Source organism: Sphingomonas arenae (genome assembly GCF_016924655.1).
GTDB classification, from domain to species: Bacteria; Pseudomonadota; Alphaproteobacteria; order Sphingomonadales; family Sphingomonadaceae; genus Sphingomicrobium; species Sphingomicrobium arenae.
The window spans coordinates 77,831-102,091 of record NZ_JAFFJU010000003.1; the positions used below are offsets into that span (position 1 = coordinate 77,831).

A 24,261-nucleotide genomic window follows, 5' to 3' on the forward strand; every position below is an offset into this window, starting at 1 on the left:
TAACGGACCGTCTAACCCATGTGCTTTCTGGCTGTTTAACTCTGTTCGGGAAGGAAGTCGGGGACGGACAGGTAACGCTCGCCCGTGTCATAGTTGAAGCCAAGCACGCGGGGCCGCTCCCCGAGTTCGGGCAGCTTCTGGGCGATGGCGGCCAGCGTCGCACCCGATGAGATCCCGACCAGGATCCCTTCCTCGCGCGCAGCGCGACGGGCCATTTCCTTGGCATCGTTCGGATCGACCTGGATCGTGCCGTCGAGCGTGTCGGTATGCAGGTTCGTGGGGATAAAGCCCGCGCCGATCCCCTGGATGGGGTGCGGACCAGGCTGGCCGCCGGAGATGACGGGCGACAGCGTCGGTTCCACCGCGAAGACTTGGAGGTTCGGCCACTTCTGCTTGAGCAGCTGAGAGCAGGCCGTGATATGCCCGCCGGTTCCCACACCGGTAATCAGCGCATCGAAGCCGCGCTCGTCGTCGCCGAAGTCCGCCAGGATCTCGCGCGCGGTGGTCTCCAGGTGAACCTGGATGTTGGCGGGATTGTCGAACTGCTGCGGCATCCACGAGCCCGGAGTTTCGGCGATGATCTCCTCGGCGCGGGCAATGGCTCCCTTCATGCCCTTCTCGCGCGAGGTCAGGTCGAAGGTCGCACCATAAGCTAGCATCAGCCGGCGGCGTTCCAGGCTCATGCTCTCCGGCATGACGAGGATCAGCTTGTAGCCCTTCACCGCTGCGACCATCGCGAGGCCGATCCCCGTGTTGCCACTGGTCGGCTCAACGATGACACCGCCAGGCTTCAGCTTGCCGCTGCGCTCCGCATCCTCGATCATGGCAAGCGCAATGCGGTCCTTGATAGATCCGCCCGGGTTGGAGCGCTCGGACTTGACCCAGACCTCGGCCTGGTCGCCAAAAAGGCGCTGGATCCGGATGTGCGGCGTGTTGCCGATGGTTTCGAGTATCGTCTGTGCCTTCATGCGGGCTTCTCCTCTTCGACGGCTTGCGCGAGCAATTCCTTGGGCGGGTCGAACGTCCGGGCACGCCTGAGTTCCGGAAACAGCCAGGACCATGCCCCGGCGACGAATATGGCGGCGCCTCCACCGAACACAACCGCACCGACCGGGCCAAGCAGCGCCGCGGCCAGACCCGACTGAAGTTCGCCGAGTTCGTTGGAGGCGGAAATGGCGAGCCCGGACACGGCCGACACGCGGCCGCGCATCATGTCGGGGGTGTGGAGCTGGACGAGGCTGGAACGGACGTAGACGGACAGCATGTCGGCTGCGCCGAGGAGGGCTAGGACGAGCAGCGACAGCGGCAGCGAGCGGGACACGCCGAACAGGATGGTCAGCAGACCGAAGGCGGCGACCGCGGCCAGCATCTTCAGGCCCACATTGTGCTTGAGCGGGCGCCACGCGAACCAGCCGGCGACCAGCGCCGCTCCCACCGCCGGGGCGGCACGCAGCAGCCCCAGTCCTTCGGTTCCCACGTGGAGAATGTCACGGGCGAACACCGGGAGCATGGCGGTCGCGCCCCCAAGCAAGACCGCGAACAGGTCGAGCGTGATCGCTCCGAGTAGGAAGCGATGGCCGCGAACATAGGTCAGCCCCTCAATCATCTGTCGGATCGGGTGCGGGTGGCCGGTCATCCTTGGCGGGATGATGTGGCGGATGGGTGTCAGCAGCAGGATCGCGAGCAGCATCAGGGCCGTTGCGCTCCAATAGGGCATGGGCGCATCGGCGGCGTACAGAAAGCCTCCGATCGCCGGGCCGGCTACCGACGCCGACTGCCAGGCAATGGAGGACAGAGCGATCGCCTTGGGCAGCAGTTCGGGCGGAACGATGTTCGGAGCGATCGCCGACATGGCCGGGCCCACGAACACCCGCGCCACGCCATGGAGGGCGGCGAAGGTGAACAGCAAGGGCAGAGTGAGCAGATCGTTCGCGGTGCAGAAGCCGAGGCCGAGCGCCACGCTCATGTCCACGGCGTTGGCGAAACGAGCGACGGTGCGACGCTCGTAGCGGTCTGCCACCCAGCCGGCGACTGGCGTGAGCAGGGCGAGCGGCACGAACTGGACCGCACCAAGCAGGCCGAGCATGAACGACGCCTCGCGGATCGACATGCCGTAGTCCGCCCGGGCTACGTCGTAGACCTGATAGCCGATGATCACGACCATCCCCATGGTCGCGAGCACCGCCGCGAAGCGCGCTAGCCAATAGAGTTGGAAGTCGCGGATCGCGAGCGGGGAGGTGGGCACGCTGCGGCGCTTAGCGACGGGTGGAGGGTCGGGCAACCAACCGAGTAGTTGGCGAAAAGGCTTCAAGTTCATTCTGCCAGCGTGACGACACCCTTGCTCTTGCCGAAGTGGCTGCCAGAGTGGGTTGGGGCGGAGGAGGCGAATTCACGATGCAACGGCAGATGGAGTATGAGCCCGCCGAGATCATGGGCGGCTTGTATGGCGACGGCATCATCGGCTGCAAAGGTGCTTTCTCGCCGGAATGGGCGGACGCGCTGGCGGCGGATATCTGGCGCGCTTGGGACGCGGTCAAGGATCGGCCCGGCGGAGCGCTGCCGCGGGGCCCTCACCGCTTCTACGTTGAGGTCGCGCCCCAGCAGATCCGCGGCTTCGTCGATATCACGACGCATCCTTGGTTCGTGGCGGTGTGCGAGGCGGTGCTCGGGTCGGCGTACAAGATCGTGGAGGTTGGCTTCGACATCCCGTTTCCAGGGGCGGAAGACCAGCCGTGGCATCGCGACTTCAAGTCGCCGCCTGAGACCTTGGTCGGGCGGCGGCTCAACAGCCTCGCGTTCAACCTGACCTGCGTCGACACCCGGCCGGAGCATGGTCCGTTCGAGGTCGCTCCTGGGACGCAGTGGGACGATATTACGGGTGCCAAGGACGACATGTTTCCAGCGAGGGAGCTGTGGGGGCGGTACGAGGCGCGAGCCGTGCAGAAAATGCCGCAGCGGGGCGATATTTCGGCGCGTTCGGCCCTGACCATCCACCGCGGCACGGCGAACCGCTCAAACGAGCCGCGACCCGTTCTGGTGGTAGGTGTGGACGCGCCCGACGGGATCAACGCCAACCATCACGACCTGCAGGTGACGCGGGGTTACCACGAGAGCCTGCCGGCGCGCGTGCGCGATCACCTGACCTGCCGGGTGGTGGATGAGCTCAGGATGGTCGAGCAGCACCATGTGATCGAGGGATTACTGCAGCCGGTCTATTGATTGTTGTTCCCGGTCCGTTCTAAGCCGGGCGGAAGATGGCCAAACCGAAAAGCCGATACGTTTGCCAGGCCTGCGGGTCGGTTCAGTCCCGCTGGCAGGGGCAGTGCCCCGACTGCGCGGAGTGGAATACGCTGGTGCAGGAGGCGAGCAATGTGACCGTCTTCTCCGCAAAGCACGACCTGCAGAGCGGCGGGCGGGCGGTGGAACTGGTGGGACTGGACGCGGACATTCCGCTCCCGGAGCGTGTGCCGAGCGGCATCGCAGAGTTCGATCGGGCGATTGGCGGCGGGATCGTGAACGGAAGCGCCATGCTGCTGGCGGGCGATCCGGGGATCGGCAAGTCCACGCTACTGCTGCAAGTGGCGGCGAAGGTCGCGGCCTCGGGGCGGGGTGCGGTGTACATCTCCGGGGAGGAGGCGGTCGACCAGGTGCGGCTGCGGGCGCTGCGCCTGGGCCTGGGCGGAGCGCCGGTGCAACTGGCGAGCGTCACGAGTGTCCGCGATATCCTGACGACGGTGGGGACGGGGCCGGCTCCGGGGCTGTTGGTGATCGACTCGGTGCAGACCATGCACTCCGACCTGATCGAAGGCGCACCGGGAACGGTCAGCCAGGTGCGGGCGAGCGCGCTCGAGCTGATCCGTTTCGCCAAGGAGCGGGGCACGGCGCTGATCTTGGTCGGGCACGTGACCAAGGATGGCAACATCGCCGGCCCGCGCGTGCTGGAGCATATGGTCGACGCGGTGCTCAATTTCGAAGGGGAGCGCAGCCACCAGTATCGCATCCTGCGGGCCGTGAAGAACCGCTTCGGCGGGACGGACGAAATCGGCGTGTTTGCGATGGAGGGGGCTGGGTTGGCCGAGGTGCCGAACCCGAGCGCCTTGTTCCTGACCAAGCGCGATGATCCGGTGAGCGGGACAGCGATCTTCCCGGCGCTCGAGGGGACGCGGCCGGTGCTGGTGGAGATCCAGGCACTGGTCATGCGGCTCGCGAGCGGGGCGACGCCGCGGCGCTCGGCGGTGGGCTGGGACGGGGGGCGGCTGGCGATGCTGCTGGCGGTTCTGGAAGCGCGCTGCGGGGTGAGCTTCGCCAATGCCGAGGTCTATCTGAACGTCGCGGGCGGATACCGGCTGGCGGATCCGGCGGCGGACCTGGCCGTGGCGGCGGCCTTGGTGTCGGCGCTGAGCGAGCGGCCGGTGCCGGCGGAAGCGGTGGTCCTGGGTGAGGTCGCGTTGTCGGGCGAGGTGCGGCCGGTGGCGCACACGGCGTTGCGGCTGAAGGAAGCGGCCAAGCTGGGGTTCGAGGAGGCCTGGGTTCCGGCCGGGGTGGATGGCGGCAAGGGGATCAAGGTGGCGCGGTTCGGAGCGCTGCGGGGATTGGTTGAGCGGATCCTGGGACGGTGAAGAGTGCGCTCACCCTGAGCTTGTCGAAGGGTGCTCGAACCAACGCTTCGACAGGCTCAGCGTGAGCGCCATGGGGCTGGCAAGGCTCGGAACAGTTGCTATCCGCACGCGATGACCGCGCTCGACATCTTCGTGATCCTGCTGCTCGGCGGCGGAGCCATGGTGGGCTTCGTGCGCGGCTTCGTCCATGAGGTGCTGACGCTACTCGCGTGGGTGGCCGCGATTACCTGCCTCAAGCTTTTCCATGCGGACATGGCCGCCGCTGTGTCGGGCTGGGCTTCTAGCGAGACCGGTGCGGCGGCGCTGGCGTTCGCCCTGATCTTTCTGCCCGTTTACATCGGCGTGCGCGTGCTGGCGCGGCAAATGGGGCGGGCATCGCGCAAGTCGGTTCTGGGGCCCCTGGATCGCTTCCTCGGCGGCGGATTCGGGATGCTCAAGGGGCTGATCGGCGCGACCCTGTTCTTCCTGCTCGCGAACCTTGCGACCGACATGGTCTATGGCGCAGAGGCGGAGCGGCCCGAGTGGATGACGAGCTCGCGCACCTTTCCGCTGCTGAACGCCAGCGGACGCGCGATCGTCGACTGGGTCGAGGCCTATCGCAAGACTGAAGAGACACGATGATCCGCCTGTACGACACTGCAATGCGTGAGAAGCGCTTGTTCGAGCCTGCCGATGACAAGCGGATCACCATGTATGTGTGCGGGCCGACGGTCTATGGCCGCGCCCACATCGGCAATGCGCGACCGGCGGTGGTGTTCGACGTGCTGCGGCGGCTCCTGAAGCACAGCTATCCCGAGCGGGAGGTCGTCTACGCCCGCAACATCACTGACGTGGACGACAAGATCATCGACGCGGCGCGGGCGGAGGAGGTCGATCCCTCGGTCATCACGGCGCGCTACGAGCAGGCGTACCTCGAGGACATGCGGGCCCTAGGCGTGCAGGACCCGGACCTTGCGCCCCATGCGACGCAAGAGATCGGGCCGATGATCGCGATGATCGCCGGGCTGATCGACAAGGGGCACGCTTATGCCGTGGAAGGGCATGTGCTGTTCGATGTGGCTTCCGATCCGGACTATGGTTCGCTCAGCCGGCGCGATCGGGAGGCGATGCTGGCCGGGGCGCGGGTCGAGGTGGCGCCGTACAAGCGCGCGCCGGGCGACTTCGTGCTGTGGAAGCCAAGCGCGCCCGAGGTGATCGGCTGGGACTCGCCATGGGGGCGGGGACGGCCCGGCTGGCATATCGAATGCTCGGCGATGATCCGAGCGCACCTGGGCGAGACGATCGACATCCATGGCGGCGGCATCGACCTCGTCTTCCCTCATCATGAGAATGAAGCGGCGCAGAGCCGGTGTGCGCACGGCGCGCCACTCGCGCGGTACTGGCTGCACAATGGGTTCGTCGATTTCGGTTCCGAGAAGATGTCGAAGAGCCTGGGGAACGTGGTGACGCCGCAGGAACTGCTGGCGGCTGGGCACAAGGGCGAAGTCCTGCGGCTCGCGCTGTTGAGCACGCACTACCGGTCGCCGCTGCCTTGGACGGAGCAGTTGATCACGCAGAGCAAGGCGACCTTGGAGGGTCTGTATCGGCGGGCTGCGGATGCGGAGCCTGGCGAGGTCGCCGCGGGGGTGCTGGAGGCGCTTGCAGATGACCTGAACACTCCGCTGGCGATTGCGCGGCTTGTCCAGGTCGAGAGTGCGGGTGCGCTCAGGGCAAGCGGGGCCTTGCTCGGACTGTTCAGTTCGACCGCTGACGAGTGGTTCCGCGGCGACGGCGATGCTGACGTGGACGCGCGTGTGGTTGCGCGAGCCGAGGCCAAGAAGGCACGGGACTTCGCGACAGCCGATCGTATTCGGGATGAGTTGAGGGCGGAGGGTATTCTGCTGGAGGACGGGCCGCAGGGGACGACTTGGCGGCGGGCTTGAGCCTTGTTGCGCTCACGCTGAGCTTGTCGAAGCGTGCTTCGGCCCACCTTTCGACAAGCTCAGGGTGAGCGCCTTGGAATGGACGGTCGAACTCCGACCCCTTCGACAGGCTCAGGGTGAGCGCTTATGTGGCGGTCAGATCATGAACACGCCCCTTTATACAACCGACATCCTCCGCCTCGCGGCCTCGCTGCCGCCGTTCGAGCCGTTGGCGGACGCCAGTGGGGCGGCGGAGAAGCGGTCGGCTACCTGCGGGAGTACGATCCGTGCGGAAGTGCTGCTCGATCGCGAAGGGCGGGTGGCCGAACTTCGTCAACGGGTGAATGCCTGCGCCTTCGGGCAGGCCAGTGCGGCGCTGACGCAGGCGGCGGCAGAAGCGCGGTCGCTGGAGGAGCTCGGTGAGCTTCGGCGTGCCCTCGGCAATTGGCTGGGCGGCGCGGGAGAGGCGGGGGTGTTTGCTCCGCTGGAGCCGGCTCGTTCCAGGATGGCGCGGCATTCGGCGATGCTGTTGCCGCTCGATGCAGTGATCGCGGCGGTGGAAGAGGCTCTGACCGCTGAAGTTCTCCTGAACCGCGCTCGTCCTGAGCGGAGCGCAGCGAAGTCGAAGGGCGTTGGTTCGGAAGAACGCCCTTCGACTGCGGACCTGCGGTCCTCCGCTCAGGACGAGCGTACTTTCAGCGAGCGCGGCACCCGATGAACGCGCTCCTGACCAGCGGTGCGGTGATGTTGGGCTCGGCCCTGCTGTTCGTGACCATCTTCCGCCGCCTCGGGCTTGGCGCGACCCTCGGCTATATCGTCGGCGGGGCGGTGGTCGGGCCGCACGTGCTCGGCCTGATCGGCGATCCGCAGCAGATCATGAGCGTGTCGGAGATCGGCATTGCGCTGTTGCTGTTCCTCGTCGGCCTCGAACTGCGGCCCAGCCGATTGTGGCGGCTGCGCAAGGACATCTTCGGCCTCGGCCTTGCGCAGGTGGTACTCTGCGGCCTGGCGTTGGCGCTGCTGATCCACCTTGCACTCGGCATCAGCGCGGCGGCGAGTATCGCCCTGGGGCTGCCCCTGGCGCTCAGCTCCACGGCGCAGGTTCTGCCCATGCTGCGCTCTTCGGGCGAGCTCAACACGCCCTATGGCGAGAAGGCCTTTTCCATCCTGCTCCTGCAGGACCTGGCCCTGATCCCGCTGATCACGATCATTGCCGCCCTCAGCCGGGCGCCGGACCCCAACGCGCCCGCCGGCTGGGTTCTGGCGATGTATACGGTTGGAGCGGTCATAGGCCTGGTGATCGCCGGGCGTTTCATCCTCAATCCATTGTTCCGGCTGATCGGCCGCTATGGCGAGCGAGAGCTGTTCGTCGTCGCGGGCCTGTTCGCCGTGATCGGCGCGTCGGCGTTGATGCACAGCCTGCACCTGTCCGTTGCGCTGGGCGCATTCGTCGCGGGCGTGATGCTGGCCGAATCACCCTACAGGCATGAATTGGAGAGCGACGTCGACCCGTTCCGCTCCATCCTGCTGGGACTGTTCTTCATGTCGGTCGGGATGCTGCTCGATCTTGGCGTCATCGCGGACCGTCCGCTCGACGTCCTTGCCCTCGCGGTGGGGGTGATTCTCGTGAAAGCGGCCATCATCTACCCGCTCGCGCGCGGGTTCGGCATGCCGCAGGGCAGGGGCCTGTCGCTCGCGCTTCTGCTCAGCCAGGCGGGCGAGTTCGGCTTCGTTCTGTTCGCCCAGGCTCTCGCCGCGCAGCTGATCCTGCCCGAGGCAGCCAGCCTGTTCGGGGCGGTCGTCACTCTGTCGATGGTGTCCACGCCGTTCCTGATGATGCTGATCGGCTGGTTGCAGAAGCGGCGTCCAGCGATTGCCGCCGACCTGGAAGGTCCCGAGTTCTCGCCGGAGACGAACGCCATCGTCGTCGGCTACGGCCGCTTCGGCCAGACCGTCACGCAGATGCTGATGGCGAAGGGGATTCCGGTCACCCTGATCGACCTCAAGGCGGCTCAGATCGAGCTCGCCGGGTCGTTCGGGACCAAGGTCTATTACGGCGACGGGACGCGGCTCGATCTGCTCCGGCTGGCAGGCGCCGAAACCGCCGAGGCCATCCTCTTCTGTCACGACGATCCGGACTTCGGCCGCGAGCAACTGGAGTCGATCCTGCAGGCTTTCCCGCATGCGGTGATCATGGTGCGGGTGTTCGACCGCCGGCACATGCTGGCGCTCGATGGGCTCGACATCGCTCTGCTCGAGCGCGAGGTGTTCGAAAGCTCCATCGCAATGGGCCGCGAGGCGCTCCGCCGCTTGCGGATTGCCGAACGCGAGGTCGGGCGAGTCGAGCGCGAGTTCCGCTCGCGCGACAGCGAACGGCTCCAAATGCAGAGCGCCAGCGGCGACCTCCATGCCGGCGCGGATCGTCGTTTCGATGCCGAGAACCCACTGCCCGACGAACAGCTGACTCGGGAGCCGAGCTAGGCGGCGCGCTCCAGGAAGCTGGCGAGGGTGGATGGCTCCACCCCGTCCGACAGGAACGCGCGCCCGATGCCCCGCGTGAGCACCAGCCTCAGCCTTCCGCCCTCGTTCTTCTTGTCGGCTCCCATCAGCGGCAGCAGGTCGCGCCCGCGTCCGCCTAATCCGACCTGGTCTAGCGTGGTCGGCAGCCCGGCGGCCATCAGGTGTGCACGTACCTGCTCGGCATCTTCGGCCGGGCACAGGTCCAGTTCCTCGGAGAAGGCGAACGCCAGCGCCATTCCGACGCTCACCGCCTCGCCATGAAGGACCGTGCCGAGGCCTGCGAGCGATTCGATCGCATGACCGAAGGTGTGTCCCAGGTTCAGTAGGGCGCGCACGCCGATGCGCTCCTCCGGATCCTCCTGCACGATCCGCGCCTTGGCCGAAGCGCTTTGCCAGACGGCCTCGGCCCGCATCTCGTGGTCGCCGGTCAGGATGCGCTCGCGGTGCTCCTCCAGCCAATCGAACAGCTGTGGGTGGGCAATGAGCCCGTACTTGACCACCTCGGCATAGCCCGCGCGTAGCTGGCGCTCGTCGAGCGTATCCAGGAACGCAACGTCGGCCAGCACCAGCGCCGGCTGGTGGAACATGCCGACGAGGTTCTTCTGGCGCTCGGCATCGATCGCAGTCTTGCCGCCGATCGCGCTGTCGGCCTGGGCCAGGAGCGTCGTCGGCAGGTGGATGACAGGGCACCCGCGCTTGAACAGGCCGCCGGCCAGCCCCGTCAGATCGCCGATCGAGCCGCCGCCGAATGCTACCACCGGGCTGCGGCGGTCGAGGTTCAGCTCCGCGAAACGCCTGACCAGCCGGCGCAACTCGTCCCAACTCTTGGCGGACTCGCCCTCCGGCACGAGGATCGGTTCCGCCGGCAGCAGACCGGAAAGACGCTCCCCGTGCAGATTCCACACCTTCTCGTCCGTGACGACCGTCAGCGGGCGCCCGCCGGCGATCTCTCGCAGTCGGCTGCGTGAATGCTCGAGCGGTCCGATCACCACGTCATAGCTGTGGTCGGCGACGTCTACCGGGATGATGTTCATGGGTGTGAGAGATGCCTTTCCAGTGCGGCGACGATGGCTTCCACGACCTCGCCGTGGCTGCCTCCCGTGGAGGGGATGCGGATATGGGCCTCGGCATATTTCGGCCGGCGCTCCTCGATCAGCTTGGTAAGGATTTCGGACCGGTCGCCATCCTTCAGCATGGGCCGGGTCTCCGGCCGGCGAGCGGTGCGTTCCGCCAGCAGGTCGACCGGCGCATCGAGCCAGACGGTGATGGCGCGTTCGTTCAGCAGCTTGCGGGTCTGCTCGTTGACATAAGCGCCCCCGCCCGTCGCGATGACCCTCACCGGTCCGTCCATCAGCCGCGCGACCAGCCGGCGTTCGCCATCGCGGAAATCCGCTTCGCCGTAGCGCTCGAACACTTCGCCGGCGGACAGGCCCGAAGCGTCCTCGATCGCCGCGTCGCTGTCGATGAACGGCAGGTCCAGTCGGCGCGCCAGGCGCCGGCCAACCGTTGATTTGCCGGCACCCATCAGCCCGACGAGCACGATCGGCCGGTCCAGTCGCTTCCGCAGGCTGTGGTTGACGCTCCCCATTGTCCTGGGGGCTATACAGCGCCGTCCCGGCTCGGCAAAAGGCCCGCATCATGGCCCGACGGACTTCTTCGTTTCAGCCGGCTCGCCGGCCCCCGCATCCCGCGCGGGGATTGATCATCCCCCTCGTCATCTTGGCCCTGCTGATCGGCGGCCTGATCTGGCTTGCCAGTTCGGTGGAGGAGCAGCCGACCCGCCCGATTGAGGTCGAAGTCACCCGTGACGCCGCGAAATAAGGTCCTGCTCGCCGGCGCTGCCGCCCTCGGGCTGACCCTTCCCGCGCTGGCCCAGGAATCCCTGCTCCCGCCAGGCTTTGGCAACGAGGCCGCGCCGCTCCCTCCAGCCGAACAGCAGCAGCCATCCCAGAACGCCGGCCAGGCTCCCGCTCCCGCTGGGACCACTCGCCCGCGGCCTAGCACGTCAGCCGGCGAAGATGGGGTGGTGGAGACCAGCGAGGACGAACTGGCCGAGGGAGAGGAGCTGGAGCCGCCACCTCCACCGATCGAGATGCCGGAGAGCGCCCGGCGCGATCCGCGACTGGTGGGCGCGATCGACCCTGCTGCCGCCGGCCTCGGGTCCGATCCATGGCAGCAGGCGAACGGCACTTACTTGTCCATCCTTATGCGCCGCCTGAACGCGCCGCTGCCTTCGCGCTGGCTGCACATGACGCTGCGCAACGCGCTGCTGGCCCGCAGCGAGGCGCCGCCCATGGTACATCCAGTGGATTGGGCTGCGGAACGCGCCTGGCTGCTTCTCCGGATGGGCGAAGCGGACGCCGCCCGGATGATCGTCCAAGGCATCGACGTGGCGGATTTCACGCCCAAGATGACGCAGGTCGCCGTGCAGGCCGCGCTCGCAACCGCCGATCCGGCGGGACTCTGCCCTCTGCGCGAGAACATGGCGCGGACGGATGCCCGAGTCCTGCCGCTGACACAGGCGATTTGCGCCGCATTCGAGGGCGAAGCGGCGAGCGCTGCCTCGCAGATCGAACAGGCGCGCCGACGGGGCCGCATCGGCGGCATCGACCTCGTCCTCGCGGACAAGGTCGTCGGAGCCGGAGCCGACACGGCTCGGGCGGTGACCGTCGAGTGGGAGCCCGTCGAGCAACTGACCAGCTGGCGTTTCGGCCTCGCCACGGCAACCGGCATGGCTCCGCCAGAACGGCTGATCAACGCCGCCTCTCCGCAGCTCCGGGCCTGGCAGGCGCGAGCACCGATGCTGACGCCCGAGCAGCGGCTCCCTTCCGCCCGGATCGCCACAGGCCTGGGCGTTTTCTCCTCCTCGGCGCTGGTCGACCTCTACGGCCAGATCTACGACTCGATCGATCCGTCCGACCTAGCCGGAACGGACCCCTGGCGCCTGCGGACCGCGTTCGTCGGCCGCGATCCCGATGCGCGGCTGGATGCCATGCGGCGTTTCTGGGACGCGGCCCGGACACCCGTAGAGCAGCAGGCCGCCTACGCCCTCTTGTCGTTCGCGGCGACCCGCATCGCGCCCGACGCGAAGCGCCAGGATGTAGCCGAGCGGCTCATTGCCTCCATGCTGGCGGGCGGCTTCGATCAGGAAGCCGCGCGCTGGTCCGCCGCGGTCCGGCAGATGGACGATGAACCGTCCGATCGTGCCTGGGCGCTCCTGGCGCTCGGGACTAGGTCGACCGATGTCGACGTAAGCTATGACCGGATCGACGCCTTCATCGGTCGCGACGGCAGCCCCGGCAAACAGCGCAGCCGCCTTCTGCTTGGCGGTCTTGCCGGAACCGGCCGGATCGACGTCGACACAGCCAACCGGCTCAACCAGCAGCACGGCCTTGGCCTTGGCCGGACCTCGGCATGGTCCCGCCTCACCGACGATGCGGGGGGCAGGGGGCAAGCCGGGACGGCTGCGCTTCTCGCGGCGATCGGGATGCAGACTTCAACCATGTCGCGCGTCTCCTCCGCCCATGTATTCCATGCCCTTGGCGCCCTGCGCCGAGCGGGCATGGAGTACCAGGCGCGGATGATCGCGGCCGAGGCTCTTGCCCGGACGTGATCGCCGAGGACCGGGCTCTGGTCGATCGTTTCCTCGACATGCTCGCCGCGGAAGCGGGAGCTTCCCGCAACACGCTGCTCGCCTACCGCAATGACCTGACCGCCGCTGCCGCGACCTTGCCATCCTTAGGCCAGGCGGATGCGAAGCAGATTGGGCAGCTCGGCCCGGCGTGGAGCGAACTTTCGCCTTCGACCGTCGCCCGCCGCTCCGCAGCCCTGCGCCGCTTCTATGGTTTCCTGCACGAGGAAGGGCTCCGGCGCGACGATCCCTCTTCATCGCTCCCGCGTCCGGCGACCGAACGGCCGCTCCCACGCATCCTTGCCCCGCATGAGGTCGATGCCATGTTCGCGGCGGTGGAGGATCTCGCGTCCAGCGGACGCCCCCTGGCGCTCCGCAACCACGCCCTGCTGGAGCTGCTCTACGGCTCCGGTCTGCGCGCGACGGAGCTCGTCTCCCTGCCGCGCGGTGCGCTGCGAACGGGGCAACCGTTCCTGATACTGCGCGGCAAGGGCGCGAAGGAGCGGCTGGTCCCGATCTCCGACCGGGCATTTGCGGCGGTGGAGAAGTGGCTGCCGCACGTGCCTGCGAAGAGCGCGTACCTGTTCCCGGGCGGCAAGGCGCATCTCAGCCGAGTGCGCTTGTTCCAGCTGGTGCGGGAAATGGCCGCGCTGGCGGGGATCGCTCCGGATCGGGTCAGTCCGCACGTTCTCCGTCACGCTTTCGCGACCCACCTGCTCGCCGGCGGAGCGGACCTGCGCGTGCTACAGGCGCTGCTCGGGCATGCCGATATCGCGACCACGCAAATCTACACACATGTGGATACCGGTCGGCTAGTCGAGCTCGTGAATGCTCGCCATCCGCTTGCCACCCGCAGCGCTTCGTCATAGGGCCGCGCCCGCATGCGGACCTACCTGGACTTCGAAAAGCCGATCGCCGAGCTCGAGACGCGCGTCGCCGAACTGCGCGAGACCGCCAGTTCGGGCGAGATCGATATCGATGCCGAGATCGAACGGCTGGAGATCAAGGCCGACCGACTGCTCAGGGACACCTACTCCCGGCTGACGCCCTGGCAGAAGGCACTGGTCGCCCGTCACCCGGATCGGCCGCATTTCAAGGATTACGTCGCGGGGCTGGTCGACGACTTCGTGCCTCTGGCAGGCGATCGCGGCTTCGCGGACGACCCAGCGATCCTTGGCGGCCTTGGCCGGATCGATGGTCAGCGCGTGCTCATCATGGGGCACGAGAAGGGCGATGACACCGCCAGCCGGCTCAAGCACAACTTCGGCATGGCCAAGCCCGAGGGCTATCGCAAGGCGATCCGCATGATGCAGCTGGCGGAGCGGTTCGGTCTTCCGGTGGTCAGCCTCGTCGACACACCCGGAGCCTTCCCGGGCGTGCAGGCAGAGGAACGTGGCCAGGCGGAGGCCATTGCCCGTTCGACGGAGCAGTGCCTGTCCCTCCGCGTGCCCATGATCGCGGTCGTGGTCGGTGAGGGCGGGTCTGGCGGCGCGGTTGCGATCGCCGCAGCCAATCGCGTGATGATGTTCGAGCATGCGGTTTATTCAGTGATCTCGCCCGAGGGCTGTGCGTCCATCCTCTGGCGCACCGCCGACAAGGCAGCGGAGGCGGCCGAGGCCATGCGCATCACGGCCGGCGACCTCCAATCGTTAGGGGTCATCGATCGCATCGTGCCCGAACCGCTCGGCGGTGCGCATCGCAACCCTGGCGAAGCCACCGCCAACCTGAAGCACGCGATCGTGGAGGAGCTTGGGGCACTTGCCGGTCGTTCCGGGGAAGAACTGCTCAAGCAGCGACGGGACAAGTTCCTGAGCATGGGTCTCTAGGGACAGTCAGGAACCCGAACAGCCGGATTGCCGTTCATGAGAGCGAAAAGCTCTTCTGATTAAAAGGCGATCACCATGCGTAAGTCCTTGCTATTCTTTACTGTCGCCGCCGTTGCCGTCACTCCGGCGGCCCTGTCCGCGCAGTCGGCGTACCGCAATCTGCCTGCCCGCTATGTACAGGAGGCGCAGCAGCAGCACGGCGAACTGGTCCAGGAATTCGGCGGCGCCGAGACGGGCCCGCGAGCCGCCTACGTGGACAGTGTGGGGCGTCGCGTCGCCGCCTATTCCGGTGTGAACCCCTCGGCCTATCGCTTCACCAATCTCAATAGTGCCGTAGAGAACGCCTTTGCGGTCCCTGGCGGCTACATCTACATCACGCGGCAATTGATGGGCCTCATGAACGATGAAGCGGAGCTCGCCTTCGTCCTCGGGCATGAAGTGGGACACGTCGCCGCCAACCACGCCCAGGCGCGGCAGTCCGCGGCAACCCGCAACTCCATCGGCGGGATCCTGGGAGCCATCCTGGGTAGCGTCATTGGTGGTGGCTTCGGCGATCTCATCAGCCAGACGTTCCAGACCGGCTCGCAGCTGCGGACTCTCAGCTTCAGCCGCAATCAGGAATATGACGCGGACCGGCTCGGTATCAATTACCTGACCCGCGCCGGCTACGATCCGGCGGCGTCCGCCAGCATGCTCGCCGCTCTCGGCCGCGCGACGGCACTGGAAGCGCGGGTGCAGGGGCAGACGAACCGTTCCACGCCGGAATGGGCTAGCACCCACCCGCTTTCCGAAAATCGGACGCGCCAGGCTCTCGCGGATGCGCAGCGGACCGGTCGGGCAGGGCAGGGACTGCGCAATCGCGACCAGTTCCTCAATCAGCTGGAGGGCACGGTCGTCGACGACGATCCCGCGCAGGGAATTATCGATGGGCGGACCTTTACCCATCCGGACCTGCGGCTGCAGTTCACCGTTCCGACGGGTTACCTGATGCAGAACAGCACGAGCGCCGTGACCATCGAGGGAGCGGCGGGCAAGGCACAGTTCTCCACCGCCCGATACAATGGCGACATGCAGTCCTATATCGCGGGTGTCGTGCAGTCCCTGACGGGCGGACGCACGCAGTTGCAAGTCCTCGACCAGCGGCTGACCACCGTGAACGGCTTGCGGACCGCTTATCTCATCAGCCGCGCGAACACGTCATCGGGCGCGGTTGACGTCAGTGTCTTCGCTTACGAATTCAGTCCGACGCAGGCGTACCACTTCGTCATGCTGACCCGCGGCGGTCAGGGCGTGGGCCCGTTCACTCCGATGGTGAACTCGCTGCGCCGTATCTCGGGATCCGAAGCGGCGCAGATCCGCCCGAGAGTGATCGACGTGGTGACCGTGCGCCCCGGGGAGACGGTGCAATCGCTTGCGAGCCGGATGGCCTACCGCAACTTTCAGGTCGAGCGGTTCCTGTCGCTGAACGGGCTTGCGGCGAACAGCCGCCTGGTGCCGGGCCAGCGGGTCAAGCTCGTGGTCTACGGGACACGTGCCTACACCTGATCTCGGCTAACCATAGAGAAGTGAGCAAGGCGCGTTCTGCGGAGCGCGCCTTTACTTCATGGCGTCGGCAACCTTGGTGGCGGTCTTGCCCCAGCTGCCGTTGACTCCCCCGCCAAGTGCGGAAAGTCCGCCCATCATGCCCAGGGCGATGAGAGCGACGATGAGTCCGTATTCGATCGCAGTTGCCCCGTGCTGGTCACGGCGCAATCTGCGCAACATCAATAGGATAGCGTCCACGCCACCCTCCTCTGGTCCACGTCCACGGAGCAGAAGTATCGCCAAAAGGTAAACGAGTGGTGGGCGGAGCGAAGTTAGGCTCCTGTTTACCAGCTTTCCCCGCTAGCGGGCGTCCACGCCGCGAAGTTGATGATCTCCACGGTCTCCATGGTGCCGGACTCATCCCCCAGCTTTGCAAAAGCCTGCCGCGCCGCGTTCAGCGCCGCTCGCCCAAGCGGGCGTGGGGCACGGGACAGGAGGACATTCGTTGCGCCCATGCCGCGAAGGTCGCGGATCAGGTCGTCGAAGCGCCGGTAGCGAAGCCGTACCCGGTCAATGTCCACGACCGGCATGGTGAAGCCTGCGTCCTGCAAAAGGCCGGCAAAGGCCGAGGCTTCGACCCGAGGATGAACACGCGGGCTCACCCCACTGCCTGTCGCCTGATCGGCCGCAAGCATGACGCTGCGCAGCACCGGCAGGCTCTCGTTGCCGGGGAAGGCGCCGACGGCCAGGCCATTGCTTTCGAGCGTGGCCCGGATCACCCGAAGGAACAATGGAAGCTCGTTCGTGGTCTCCAGCTGTCCAAGCACGACGCACAGGTCGAAGCTGCCCGGTTCAACGGACACCAGCTCTTCCAGGTTGCTGATTGAAACCAGTTCCTCAGCCGACACGCTGAACCGCTCTGTCCAGGATGCATCCGCGAGCCCAATGAGCAGCGCACGCCGGAAGCGACGTTGGATGAACGAAAGCCGGTCCTGCAGATCCTCGACTGCGCGCTCCGCCAAGAAGAGGACCGGACCTTTGCGCAGGGCGCGTTGCCGGCGCAGCGCACGCGCCGCTTCATCGAACAGGGGCTGGCTCATGCCCTCTTGTGCGGCTGGGCCGGGCCGGGAACAAGGGCCACGTGATCCCAGGCACCGTTCTTGGCCGCGCCGGCCGCATTCTCCTCGACTTCGCGCTTCCGCCGCGCTGCGCCGCGTGCGGCACGATTGTCGCCGATGTGGATCTCTTCTGCGGCAGTTGCTGGCCGGAGATCCACTTCCTTTCCGGCGGATGCCAGCGCTGCGCGCAGCCGCTCGAAGCGACGGAGGCCGAGTTGTGCGGTGCCTGTCACGTTGACGCGGGCGCGCTCGACCGCATCCGAGCCGCCGTCGAGTATGGCGAGGCGGCGCGTTCCATCGCCATTCGCCTGAAGTACGGCCGCAAGACGGGGCTCGCGCGAACCATGGCGGCTTACATGCGCCGCCCGCTCGGTGATCTCCCGCCCGATGCGCTGCTGGTACCCGTCCCGCTCCATCGCGTGCGCTTGTGGGAACGGGGCTTCAACCAGGCGGCCTTGATTGCTCGCCAACTGCAGAAGACCAGCGGCAATCCGGCCGACATGATGCTGCTCCAGCGGGTCAAGCGCACACCCAAGCTCAAGGGCATGAGCCCTGCCGAGCGACGTCGTGCGGTGTCCGGTGCGTTCGCCGTGCGCCAAGGTCAGGAGGTGAGGGGCCGCTCGATCATCCTCGTGGACGATGTGTACACCACCGGCAGCACGGCGGAGGCCTGCGCCAGGCTGCTGAAACGAAAAGGGGCGGCGAGCGTCGACCTCATCGCCTGGGCCCGCGTCGTGCGTCCGACAGTGGTCAATGGCTGAGCCGACCCTACATAGAGCGTGAAGGAGAATGTTCGTTGCCGACTGTTGAGATGTACCTGAAATCCACCTGCCCCTACTGCATTCGCGCACAGGCGCTGTTGGCCCGCAAGGGCGTCGACGTGGTCGAATATAATCTCGATCGGGGCGGCCCGAAGCGTGACGAAATGATCGAGCGCTCCGGCCGCATGACCGTGCCGCAGATTTTCATCGACGGGCGGCACGTCGGCGGCTGTGATGACCTTCACGATCTCGAACGAAGCGGCGAACTGGACGGTCTGCTCGCCGCGTGACCCGGATCGCTCTTCTCCAGGCCCAAAGTGGGATCGAACCGGCCCGCAATGCCGAGGCGCTGGTCGAGGCCGTGCATGCCGCGGCGCGGGGTGGGGCGGAGATGATCTTCACGCCCGAGATGTCGGGCCTCCTTGACCGCGATCGTGAGCGCGTAGCCGCCAAGGTCGTCCCCGAGGACGAGGACGAGGTGCTCGCGGCCGTTGCCGCCGCCGCGCGCGAGGCTGGGATCTGGGTTCACCTCGGCTCCCTCGCCCTCCGGAGGCCTGACGGTCGTCTCGCCAACCGCGGCTTCGTGATCGACCCGTGCGGCGAAGTGCGCGCCCGTTATGACAAGATCCACCTGTTCGATGTCGACCTGCCGACCGGCGAGAGCTGGCGCGAGTCGGCGGTCTATGCGCCGGGCGAGCGGCTCGTCGTCGTGGAGGGGACGCCGGTCGGCAGCCTCGGCCTGGCGATCTGCTACGACCTCCGCTTCCCCGCACTTTTCGCGGCGCTGGCAGAGGCCGGAGCCCAGACGATCTCCGTGCCCGCAGCCTTCACTGTCCCAACCGGCCAAGCGCATTGGCAGGTCCTGCTGCGCGCTCGGGCGATCGAAGCGGGCCTGTTCATCGTCGCAGCCGCGCAGGCAGGCCGGCACGAGGACGGCCGCGAGACCTACGGACACAGTCTGGTTGCCGATCCCTGGGGTGAGGTTCTGCTGGAGATGGACGATCAACCGGGCCTGGCATTCGCGGACCTCCATCTTGGCCGTCTTGATGAGGTGCGGAGCCGCGTTCCGGCTCTGAGCCATCGTCGGCCCATGCCGCGCGTCGAGACCGTCCGTTGATCGTCTACGATCTTCTCTGCGGCTCCGGCGGTCACGTGTTCGAAGCCTGGTTCGGGTCGAGTAGCGACTATGACGACCAATGTGCGCGAGGCCTTCTGAGTTGTCCGATGTGCGGTTCGGACGAGATCGGCAAGGCGCCGATGGCTCCGGCCGTGCGCCCATCCGGCGTCGTCCCGGATGCGAAGGCCATGCTCGCCGCCCTTGCCGCCGCACAGGCGAAGGCGCTCGAAAACTCCACCTGGGTGGGCGGGCGCTTTGTGGATGAAGCGCGGGCCATGCACTTGGGGGAGGTCGACCACCGGCCGATCCACGGCCAGGCCACCCTCGCCGACGCACGATCGCTTGCCGAGGAGGGTGTTCCCATCGCGCCGCTGCCCCTTCCGGTGGTTCCGCCAGAGGAAGCGAATTGATTCGAAGTGTCCCCCTCCTGTAGGGCAGGGGCCAAGGCCCCGTAGCTCAGCAGGATAGAGCGCCGGATTCCTAATCCGTAGGTCACTGGTTCGAATCCAGTCGGGGTCACCACCACTGCAGGGGAGCAGGCACATGGCCGGAATGGAGAGCGGAGGCATGACGCGTCTCTTCACCGAGCATCCGCGGGCTCTAGGAATGAGTTGGTGGGAGCACGGAACAGGCGCTGTGCGGATCGGCGGAAGCCTGATCGCGGCGGGCACCGCCTGCCTGGTCCACGCGGTCGTACCGGGGTGGTTCACTGAAACGGCGGGCCGCACCGTGGTCCGCCTCCACGATCATATGCAGCGCCGCCGCGCAGGTGCGGCAAACCCGAACGACTGGCCCGATTATGAGATCTGACGCCGCGCCGGTTGCGGTCGTCGGTGGCGGGTTCTCGGGCGTGATGACGGCGGTGCAGCTCGCACGCCGCGGGGTTCCCGCACTGCTGTTCGACGGTAGCGGCCGCCTTGGTCTGGGAGTTGCCTATTCCACGAGGGAACCGGCTCACCTCCTCAACGTGCCGTCAGGCAAGATGAGCGCCTGGCCCGACCGGCCGGACGACTTCGCTCGCTGGCTTGGCGACGACGGCACGAGCTTTGCGGAGCGGCGTCGGTTCGGCACCTACCTGCGGGAGATACTTGGTCAGGCCCGCGGTGTGCAGCCGCAGCAGAATACCGTCGTTGCTGCGGAGCGGGACGGCAAGGGGTGGCGGATCACCACCGAGAGCGGAACCGTCCACGCGGCGTCGGCAATCGTACTTGCACAAGGCAATCAGCCCCCGCTTCCGTTGCGCGTGGGGGAGGGCATCTCACCGGATGACTTCATCCACAATCCGTGGAGCGCGGAAGCGGCGAACGCAGTGCGCAGGCTCGCGCAAGAGGGTGGGGACGTGCTCATCCTGGGCACGGGCCTGACCATGATCGACACGGTCCTTTCCCTCGACGAAGCCGGACACACGGGCCGCATCCTGGCGCTCTCCCGACGCGGCCTGGTCCCGCGTGCGCACGCGCCCCATGAACCCGCGCCAGTGTCTGCCGAAGAGGTTCCGTTCGGAGATCTGCTGGCCACCTGGCGTTGGCTGCGCCGGCGCACCGGGCAGGTGGGCTTCCGCGCCGCCGTCGACTCGCTGCGCCCGTTCAGTGCGGAGCTCTGGCAGTCCTACACCTCCAAGGACCAACGCCGATTCCTCCGCCACGCCCGTGCCTGGTGGGACGTTCACCGCCACCGGATCGCTCCGGAGGTCGCAGCCAGACTTGCGGCCCTCATCGCCGAGGGTCGGCTGCAGGTGGTTGCGGGGCGCCTGACCGCGGTCACCCAGGGTGCAGAGGGGCTGGACGTCTTCTTCCAAAGGCGGGGCGGGCGGTCCGAGGAGCGCCGCGTCTCGGCCCTGTTCAATTGCACCGGGCCGCTAGGGGAGATGCGCCGCACGCAGGACCCGCTGTTGCAACAGTTTCTTGCCGGAGGGGCTGTCCGGATCGACGATCTCGGCATCGGCCTGCACGTCGGTCAGCCCGGCCGTGCGGGCGAGCGCATCTGGGCGGTCGGTCCACTGACCAAAGGGACCTATTGGGAGATGGTCGCAGTGCCGGATATTCGGGGCCAGGCAGCGGCAGTGGCCGACGATATCGTGAAGGAGCTTGGGGCATGAACGGCACTCCGGAGGACGGCGACCTGGTCTCGCCTGCGCCAAAGATCCCGGTTCCCGTGGCCGTGCAGGAGGCGGTGAAGACCCTTATCCGCTGGGCCGGTGACGATCCTGACCGGGAAGGGCTGCTCGACACTCCGGCACGGGTGGCGCGCGCCTGGAAGGAATATGCCCGCGGTTACGAGGAAGATCCCGGCGAGCATCTCAGCCGGACCTTCGAGGAAGTGGGCGGCTACGACGAGATCGTGCTGCTGAAGGACATCCCCTTCCAGTCGCACTGCGAGCATCACATGGCGCCGATCATCGGCAAGGCGCACATCGCCTATCTGCCGAACGAGCGCGTCGTCGGCATCTCCAAGCTCGCGCGCGTGCTGCACGGCTTTGCCCGAAGGCTGCAGGTCCAGGAGCGGCTGACGGCGCAGGTCGCAGATTGCATCTGCGAGCATCTGCATCCGAAGGGGGTCGCAGTCGTGATCGAGGCCAGCCACGCCTGCATGACCGCGCGGGGGGTCAACACTCCCGGCGTGATGATGACCACCAGCCGGATGATGGGCGTGTTCCGCAGTGACGAGCGCAGCCGCAAGGAAGTGCTCGCGCTGATGGGATATTGAGTACTCGCGCTCACGCTGAGCCTGTCGAAGCGTTTGCCCCAGCACCCTTCGACAAGCTCAGGGTGAGCGCATAAAAGGGGCCATGGCTACGCAACTCCGCGCCGTTCCCGATCCGCTCGACGACCTGAGCCTCCCCGGCTGGCTCTACCATGATCCGACCTTCTTCGAGGCGGAGAAGAAGGCCTTCCTGCGCGCGACCCCGCAGGTGGTCTGCCACGAAAGCGAGATTGCGGATCCCGGCGAGTGGCGAACGCTCGAGTACCTCGGCGAAAGCGTGATCGTGATCCGCGGCGACGATGGGCAGGTTCGCGCCTTCACCAACGTCTGCCGCCATCGCGGCTCGCGGCTGGTCGACGGGGAAGCGGGCTGCTCGCGGGTGCTGACCTGCCCGTACCACGCCTGGAGCTATGCGCGGGACGGCCGCCTCGTCGGCGTGCCGCATCGAGGTGAGTATCCCGGATTGAAGGTGGAGGAGCTAGGGCTCGTTCCGGTGGCGCTGGAACGCTGGCACGGCTTCCTGTTCGTGACGCTCGAACCGGGCGCGCCGTCCGTTGCCGAGATGATGGCGCCCTACGAGCATGAGGTCGCGCCCTACCGGTTCGAGGACCTCCGGACGATCGGCCGGGTCACTCTCCGTCCACGGACGCTGAACTGGAAGACCATTGCCGACAATTATTCGGACGGGCTGCACATCCCCGTCGGCCACCCGGGCCTGACGCGGCTGTTCGGGCGCGGATACCGGATCGAGGCGGGCGAGCACGTCGATCGAATGGAAGGCGACCTGGTCGAGGCTCCATCCACGAATCCTTCCGAGCGCGCCTACCAACAATGGCTCCCTAGAGTGGACCATCTGCCGCAGAGCCACCAGCGCAAGTGGCTCTACTACAAGCTTTTCCCGAACGTCGCTTTCGACATCTATCCGGATCAGGTCGACTTCATGCAGTTCCTGCCCGTGAGTGCGACCGAGACCGTCATCCGGGAGATCAGCTACGCGCTGCCGGACGACCGGCGCGAGATGCGGGCGGTGCGCTACCTCAATTGGCGGATCAACCGGCGCGTGAACGCGGAAGATACCGAGCTGATCAACCGGGTGCAGCTGGGTATGGCGTCACCCACCTATGTGCCCGGTCCGCTCGGAACGTCCGAAGTGTGCCTGCGCAGCTTCGCGCAGAAGCTCAGGCGACTGGTTCCTGAGGCGCGGCTGCCCGCTCCGCCTCCCGGTTGGACCGGCGGTTAAGCCAGTAGATCGGGACGCCGGTCAGCAGGAGACCTAGGCCCCACAGGCTTGCCTCCAGTCCCGCTCCCCAGAATGCGAAGGCCGTGAATGCCAGGCCAGCAATGGAGGCGACAACCGCTTGTCGCTGCTTCAGCGCGGCTAACGCCGCGGCGCCGTAGAGGACCAGGGCCGAGACGGTCGAAACCAGGATCATGAAGGTGAACACGCCCGACAGGCCGCGCGTGTAATTGGCTGCAAGCAGCGCGGTCGCGATGAGGCTTGAAACCACCTGCGAGCGGACCGGCGTTCCAAGCGCCGTGGTCTTCCCGAACCAAGCGGGGAACACTCGCGCCTGCGCCATGCTGAGCGGGACCTCGCCCGACACTAGGATCCAGCCGTTGAGGGCCCCCAGCGCGCTGATCAGGGCGAACAGCGCGATCAGGGTTCCCGCACTCGACCCAAGGGCTGGTGCGATCGCGTCGGCAAACGGGGCCGAACTCGTCGCGGCGATATCTCCGGGCAACAGGAACAGCACGGCCGCACATGCCCCGAGGGTCGCGATCCCGGCGAGCAAGGTTCCCGCCATAGTGGCGAGCGGAACCACCCGCTCCGCATTCTCGACCTTGCCCGCGGGAAGTGTCGCGCACTCGAACCCCAGCATGGCGAACATGGCAAGCGCGGCCACGCTGGCGATCCCGCCGGCCGTGACCCGGACATCGGCTTCGAGCGCGGCGGCTTCTCCGCTGCCGAACTGCGCCGCCGCAACCGCGCACACGGCAATCAGTGGGAGGAGCTTCAGCGTGGTCGTGACCACCTGCACCACACCCGCCGTCCTGGCGCCACGCGCATTCACCAGGGTGAACAGCCAGACGCACGCAATCGCGAACAGCGGCGCTGCAATCACTCCGCCGAGTGCCGGCAGCAGGCTGCTGGCGTAGCTGACCGCGGCAACCGCGAGCGCCGCCACGGCGGTCCAAACGGAGATCCAGTAGCTCCACATCACGAGGAATCCGGCTTCATCCCCGAACGCCTGCTGCACGTAAGCGTAGGGCCCGCCCTCGATCCGACGCGAAAGCTGCGCGAGCACCCAGGCGAGACACAGCGCACCCGCGATCGTCAGCAGCCAGCCCCAGATCGTATTGGGCCCGTAGGGCGCCAGACTGGCGGGAAGCAGGAAGATACCCGCCCCGATAATGTTCCCGACGACCAGCGCCAGGCACATCCAGAACCCCAGCAGCTTGGGCGCGCGTTCCGTCTTCATGGGCGAGATGTTGCAGCTTGCGTCCCCCTGTGCAATCGGCCCCGCCCGAACCAAGGGGAGA

The 24,261-nt window shown here is 67.0% G+C and carries 26 protein-coding genes and 1 tRNA gene; 20 read left to right on the top strand and 7 right to left on the bottom strand.

What is annotated here, in order from left to right; translation table 11 throughout:
• Positions 1-35: 35 nt before the first annotated feature.
• A complete protein-coding gene (gene cysK, locus JT720_RS11780; RefSeq protein ID WP_205481501.1) occupies positions 36-968 on the bottom strand; it encodes a cysteine synthase A in 933 nt (310 codons plus the stop codon).
• Positions 965-2,245 carry an MFS transporter gene (locus JT720_RS11785; RefSeq protein WP_336512005.1) on the bottom strand — a complete coding sequence of 427 codons (1,281 nt, stop codon included), beginning with the start codon at positions 2,243-2,245 and terminating at the stop codon, positions 965-967. Before JT720_RS11785 ends, cysK begins: the two co-directional genes overlap by 4 nt.
• Positions 2,246-2,394: 149 nt before the next feature.
• On the opposite strand from JT720_RS11785, the gene JT720_RS11790 reads away from it, so the two are divergent.
• The 6 genes from JT720_RS11790 (at position 2,395) to JT720_RS11815 (ending at position 9,001) form a co-directional block, all read left to right on the top strand.
• On the top strand, positions 2,395-3,219 hold the full coding sequence (locus tag JT720_RS11790; RefSeq protein WP_205481503.1) for a phytanoyl-CoA dioxygenase family protein: 825 nt from the start codon (positions 2,395-2,397) through the stop codon (positions 3,217-3,219).
• A 35-nt stretch (positions 3,220-3,254) separates the two neighbouring features.
• On the top strand, positions 3,255-4,619 hold the full coding sequence (gene radA, locus JT720_RS11795) for a DNA repair protein RadA (protein ID WP_205481504.1): 1,365 nt from the start codon (positions 3,255-3,257) through the stop codon (positions 4,617-4,619).
• 111 nt (positions 4,620-4,730) lie between these two features.
• The gene (locus tag JT720_RS11800) at positions 4,731-5,240 is read left to right on the top strand and encodes a CvpA family protein (RefSeq protein WP_205481505.1); all 510 of its coding nucleotides are present in this window, start codon (positions 4,731-4,733) and stop codon (positions 5,238-5,240) included.
• Positions 5,237-6,541: a cysteine--tRNA ligase gene (cysS, locus tag JT720_RS11805; RefSeq protein WP_205481506.1), complete on the top strand. Its 1,305-nt coding sequence runs from the start codon at positions 5,237-5,239 to the stop codon at positions 6,539-6,541. The genes JT720_RS11800 and cysS overlap by 4 nt, the downstream gene beginning before the upstream one ends.
• Before the next feature lie 142 nt (positions 6,542-6,683).
• A complete protein-coding gene (locus JT720_RS11810) occupies positions 6,684-7,238 on the top strand; it encodes an iron-sulfur cluster assembly scaffold protein (RefSeq protein WP_205481507.1) in 555 nt (184 codons plus the stop codon).
• Positions 7,235-9,001, top strand: a complete 1,767-nt coding sequence (locus JT720_RS11815; protein WP_205481508.1) for a monovalent cation:proton antiporter-2 (CPA2) family protein — start codon at positions 7,235-7,237, stop codon at positions 8,999-9,001. The genes JT720_RS11810 and JT720_RS11815 overlap by 4 nt, the downstream gene beginning before the upstream one ends.
• On the opposite strand, the gene aroB is transcribed toward JT720_RS11815, so the two are convergent.
• Both aroB and JT720_RS11825 read right to left on the bottom strand, forming a co-directional pair.
• On the bottom strand, positions 8,998-10,074 hold the full coding sequence (gene aroB / locus JT720_RS11820) for a 3-dehydroquinate synthase (RefSeq protein ID WP_205481509.1): 1,077 nt from the start codon (positions 10,072-10,074) through the stop codon (positions 8,998-9,000). The two genes, JT720_RS11815 and aroB, sit on opposite strands and share 4 nt — an antisense overlap.
• Positions 10,071-10,628: a shikimate kinase gene (locus JT720_RS11825; protein WP_205481510.1), complete on the bottom strand. Its 558-nt coding sequence runs from the start codon at positions 10,626-10,628 to the stop codon at positions 10,071-10,073. The genes aroB and JT720_RS11825 overlap by 4 nt, the downstream gene beginning before the upstream one ends.
• 50 nt (positions 10,629-10,678) lie before the next feature.
• On the opposite strand from JT720_RS11825, the gene JT720_RS11830 reads away from it, so the two are divergent.
• The 5 genes from JT720_RS11830 (at position 10,679) to JT720_RS11845 (ending at position 16,042) form a co-directional block, all read left to right on the top strand.
• Positions 10,679-10,861: a hypothetical protein gene (locus JT720_RS11830; protein ID WP_205481511.1), complete on the top strand. Its 183-nt coding sequence runs from the start codon at positions 10,679-10,681 to the stop codon at positions 10,859-10,861.
• Positions 10,845-12,653, top strand: coding sequence for a hypothetical protein (locus tag JT720_RS13905; RefSeq protein WP_237219956.1), 1,809 nt, complete (start codon positions 10,845-10,847; stop codon positions 12,651-12,653). Before JT720_RS11830 ends, JT720_RS13905 begins: the two co-directional genes overlap by 17 nt.
• Positions 12,653-13,540: a tyrosine recombinase gene (locus JT720_RS11835; protein ID WP_336512011.1), complete on the top strand. Its 888-nt coding sequence runs from the start codon at positions 12,653-12,655 to the stop codon at positions 13,538-13,540. The genes JT720_RS13905 and JT720_RS11835 overlap by 1 nt, the downstream gene beginning before the upstream one ends.
• 12 nt (positions 13,541-13,552) lie before the next feature.
• Positions 13,553-14,497: an acetyl-CoA carboxylase carboxyltransferase subunit alpha gene (locus JT720_RS11840; RefSeq protein WP_205481513.1), complete on the top strand. Its 945-nt coding sequence runs from the start codon at positions 13,553-13,555 to the stop codon at positions 14,495-14,497.
• A gap of 75 nt (positions 14,498-14,572) precedes the next feature.
• Entirely contained in the window at positions 14,573-16,042 is a 1,470-nt protein-coding gene (locus JT720_RS11845) for a M48 family metalloprotease (RefSeq protein WP_205481514.1), read from the top strand.
• A gap of 51 nt (positions 16,043-16,093) precedes the next feature.
• Here the strand turns inward: JT720_RS11845 and JT720_RS11850 are convergent, their stop codons facing one another.
• Both JT720_RS11850 and JT720_RS11855 read right to left on the bottom strand, forming a co-directional pair.
• A complete protein-coding gene (locus JT720_RS11850; RefSeq protein WP_336512006.1) occupies positions 16,094-16,279 on the bottom strand; it encodes a Flp family type IVb pilin in 186 nt (61 codons plus the stop codon).
• Positions 16,280-16,365: 86 nt separating this feature from the next.
• Positions 16,366-17,121 (bottom strand): SAM-dependent methyltransferase, encoded by a 756-nt coding sequence (locus JT720_RS11855; protein WP_205481515.1) that lies wholly within the window; start codon positions 17,119-17,121, stop codon positions 16,366-16,368.
• 41 nt (positions 17,122-17,162) lie between these two features.
• On the opposite strand from JT720_RS11855, the gene JT720_RS11860 reads away from it, so the two are divergent.
• The 9 genes from JT720_RS11860 to JT720_RS11900 all read left to right on the top strand — a co-directional run bounded on the left by JT720_RS11860 (position 17,163) and on the right by JT720_RS11900 (position 22,960).
• A complete protein-coding gene (locus tag JT720_RS11860; RefSeq protein ID WP_205481516.1) occupies positions 17,163-17,900 on the top strand; it encodes a double zinc ribbon domain-containing protein in 738 nt (245 codons plus the stop codon).
• Positions 17,901-17,935: 35 nt separating this feature from the next.
• Complete coding sequence (gene grxC, locus JT720_RS11865) at positions 17,936-18,190, top strand: glutaredoxin 3 (protein WP_205481517.1); 255 nt, start codon at positions 17,936-17,938, stop codon at positions 18,188-18,190.
• Positions 18,187-19,017: a nitrilase-related carbon-nitrogen hydrolase gene (locus tag JT720_RS11870; RefSeq protein ID WP_205481518.1), complete on the top strand. Its 831-nt coding sequence runs from the start codon at positions 18,187-18,189 to the stop codon at positions 19,015-19,017. Before grxC ends, JT720_RS11870 begins: the two co-directional genes overlap by 4 nt.
• Positions 19,014-19,427: a DUF1178 family protein gene (locus JT720_RS11875; RefSeq protein WP_205481519.1), complete on the top strand. Its 414-nt coding sequence runs from the start codon at positions 19,014-19,016 to the stop codon at positions 19,425-19,427. Before JT720_RS11870 ends, JT720_RS11875 begins: the two co-directional genes overlap by 4 nt.
• Before the next feature lie 35 nt (positions 19,428-19,462).
• Positions 19,463-19,539: transfer RNA gene (locus JT720_RS11880), tRNA-Arg, on the top strand.
• Between the two features lie 45 nt (positions 19,540-19,584).
• Positions 19,585-19,827 (top strand): DUF6356 family protein, encoded by a 243-nt coding sequence (locus tag JT720_RS11885; protein ID WP_205481520.1) that lies wholly within the window; start codon positions 19,585-19,587, stop codon positions 19,825-19,827.
• Positions 19,817-21,115: an FAD/NAD(P)-binding protein gene (locus JT720_RS11890; RefSeq protein WP_205481521.1), complete on the top strand. Its 1,299-nt coding sequence runs from the start codon at positions 19,817-19,819 to the stop codon at positions 21,113-21,115. The genes JT720_RS11885 and JT720_RS11890 overlap by 11 nt, the downstream gene beginning before the upstream one ends.
• On the top strand, positions 21,112-21,723 hold the full coding sequence (gene folE / locus JT720_RS11895; RefSeq protein ID WP_205481522.1) for a GTP cyclohydrolase I FolE: 612 nt from the start codon (positions 21,112-21,114) through the stop codon (positions 21,721-21,723). The genes JT720_RS11890 and folE overlap by 4 nt, the downstream gene beginning before the upstream one ends.
• Positions 21,724-21,805: 82 nt before the next feature.
• Entirely contained in the window at positions 21,806-22,960 is a 1,155-nt protein-coding gene (locus JT720_RS11900; RefSeq protein ID WP_205481523.1) for an aromatic ring-hydroxylating oxygenase subunit alpha, read from the top strand.
• On the opposite strand, the gene JT720_RS11905 is transcribed toward JT720_RS11900, so the two are convergent.
• Positions 22,899-24,200: an amino acid permease gene (locus JT720_RS11905; protein ID WP_205481524.1), complete on the bottom strand. Its 1,302-nt coding sequence runs from the start codon at positions 24,198-24,200 to the stop codon at positions 22,899-22,901. The genes JT720_RS11900 and JT720_RS11905 overlap by 62 nt on opposite strands.
• Positions 24,201-24,261 lie beyond the last annotated feature (61 nt).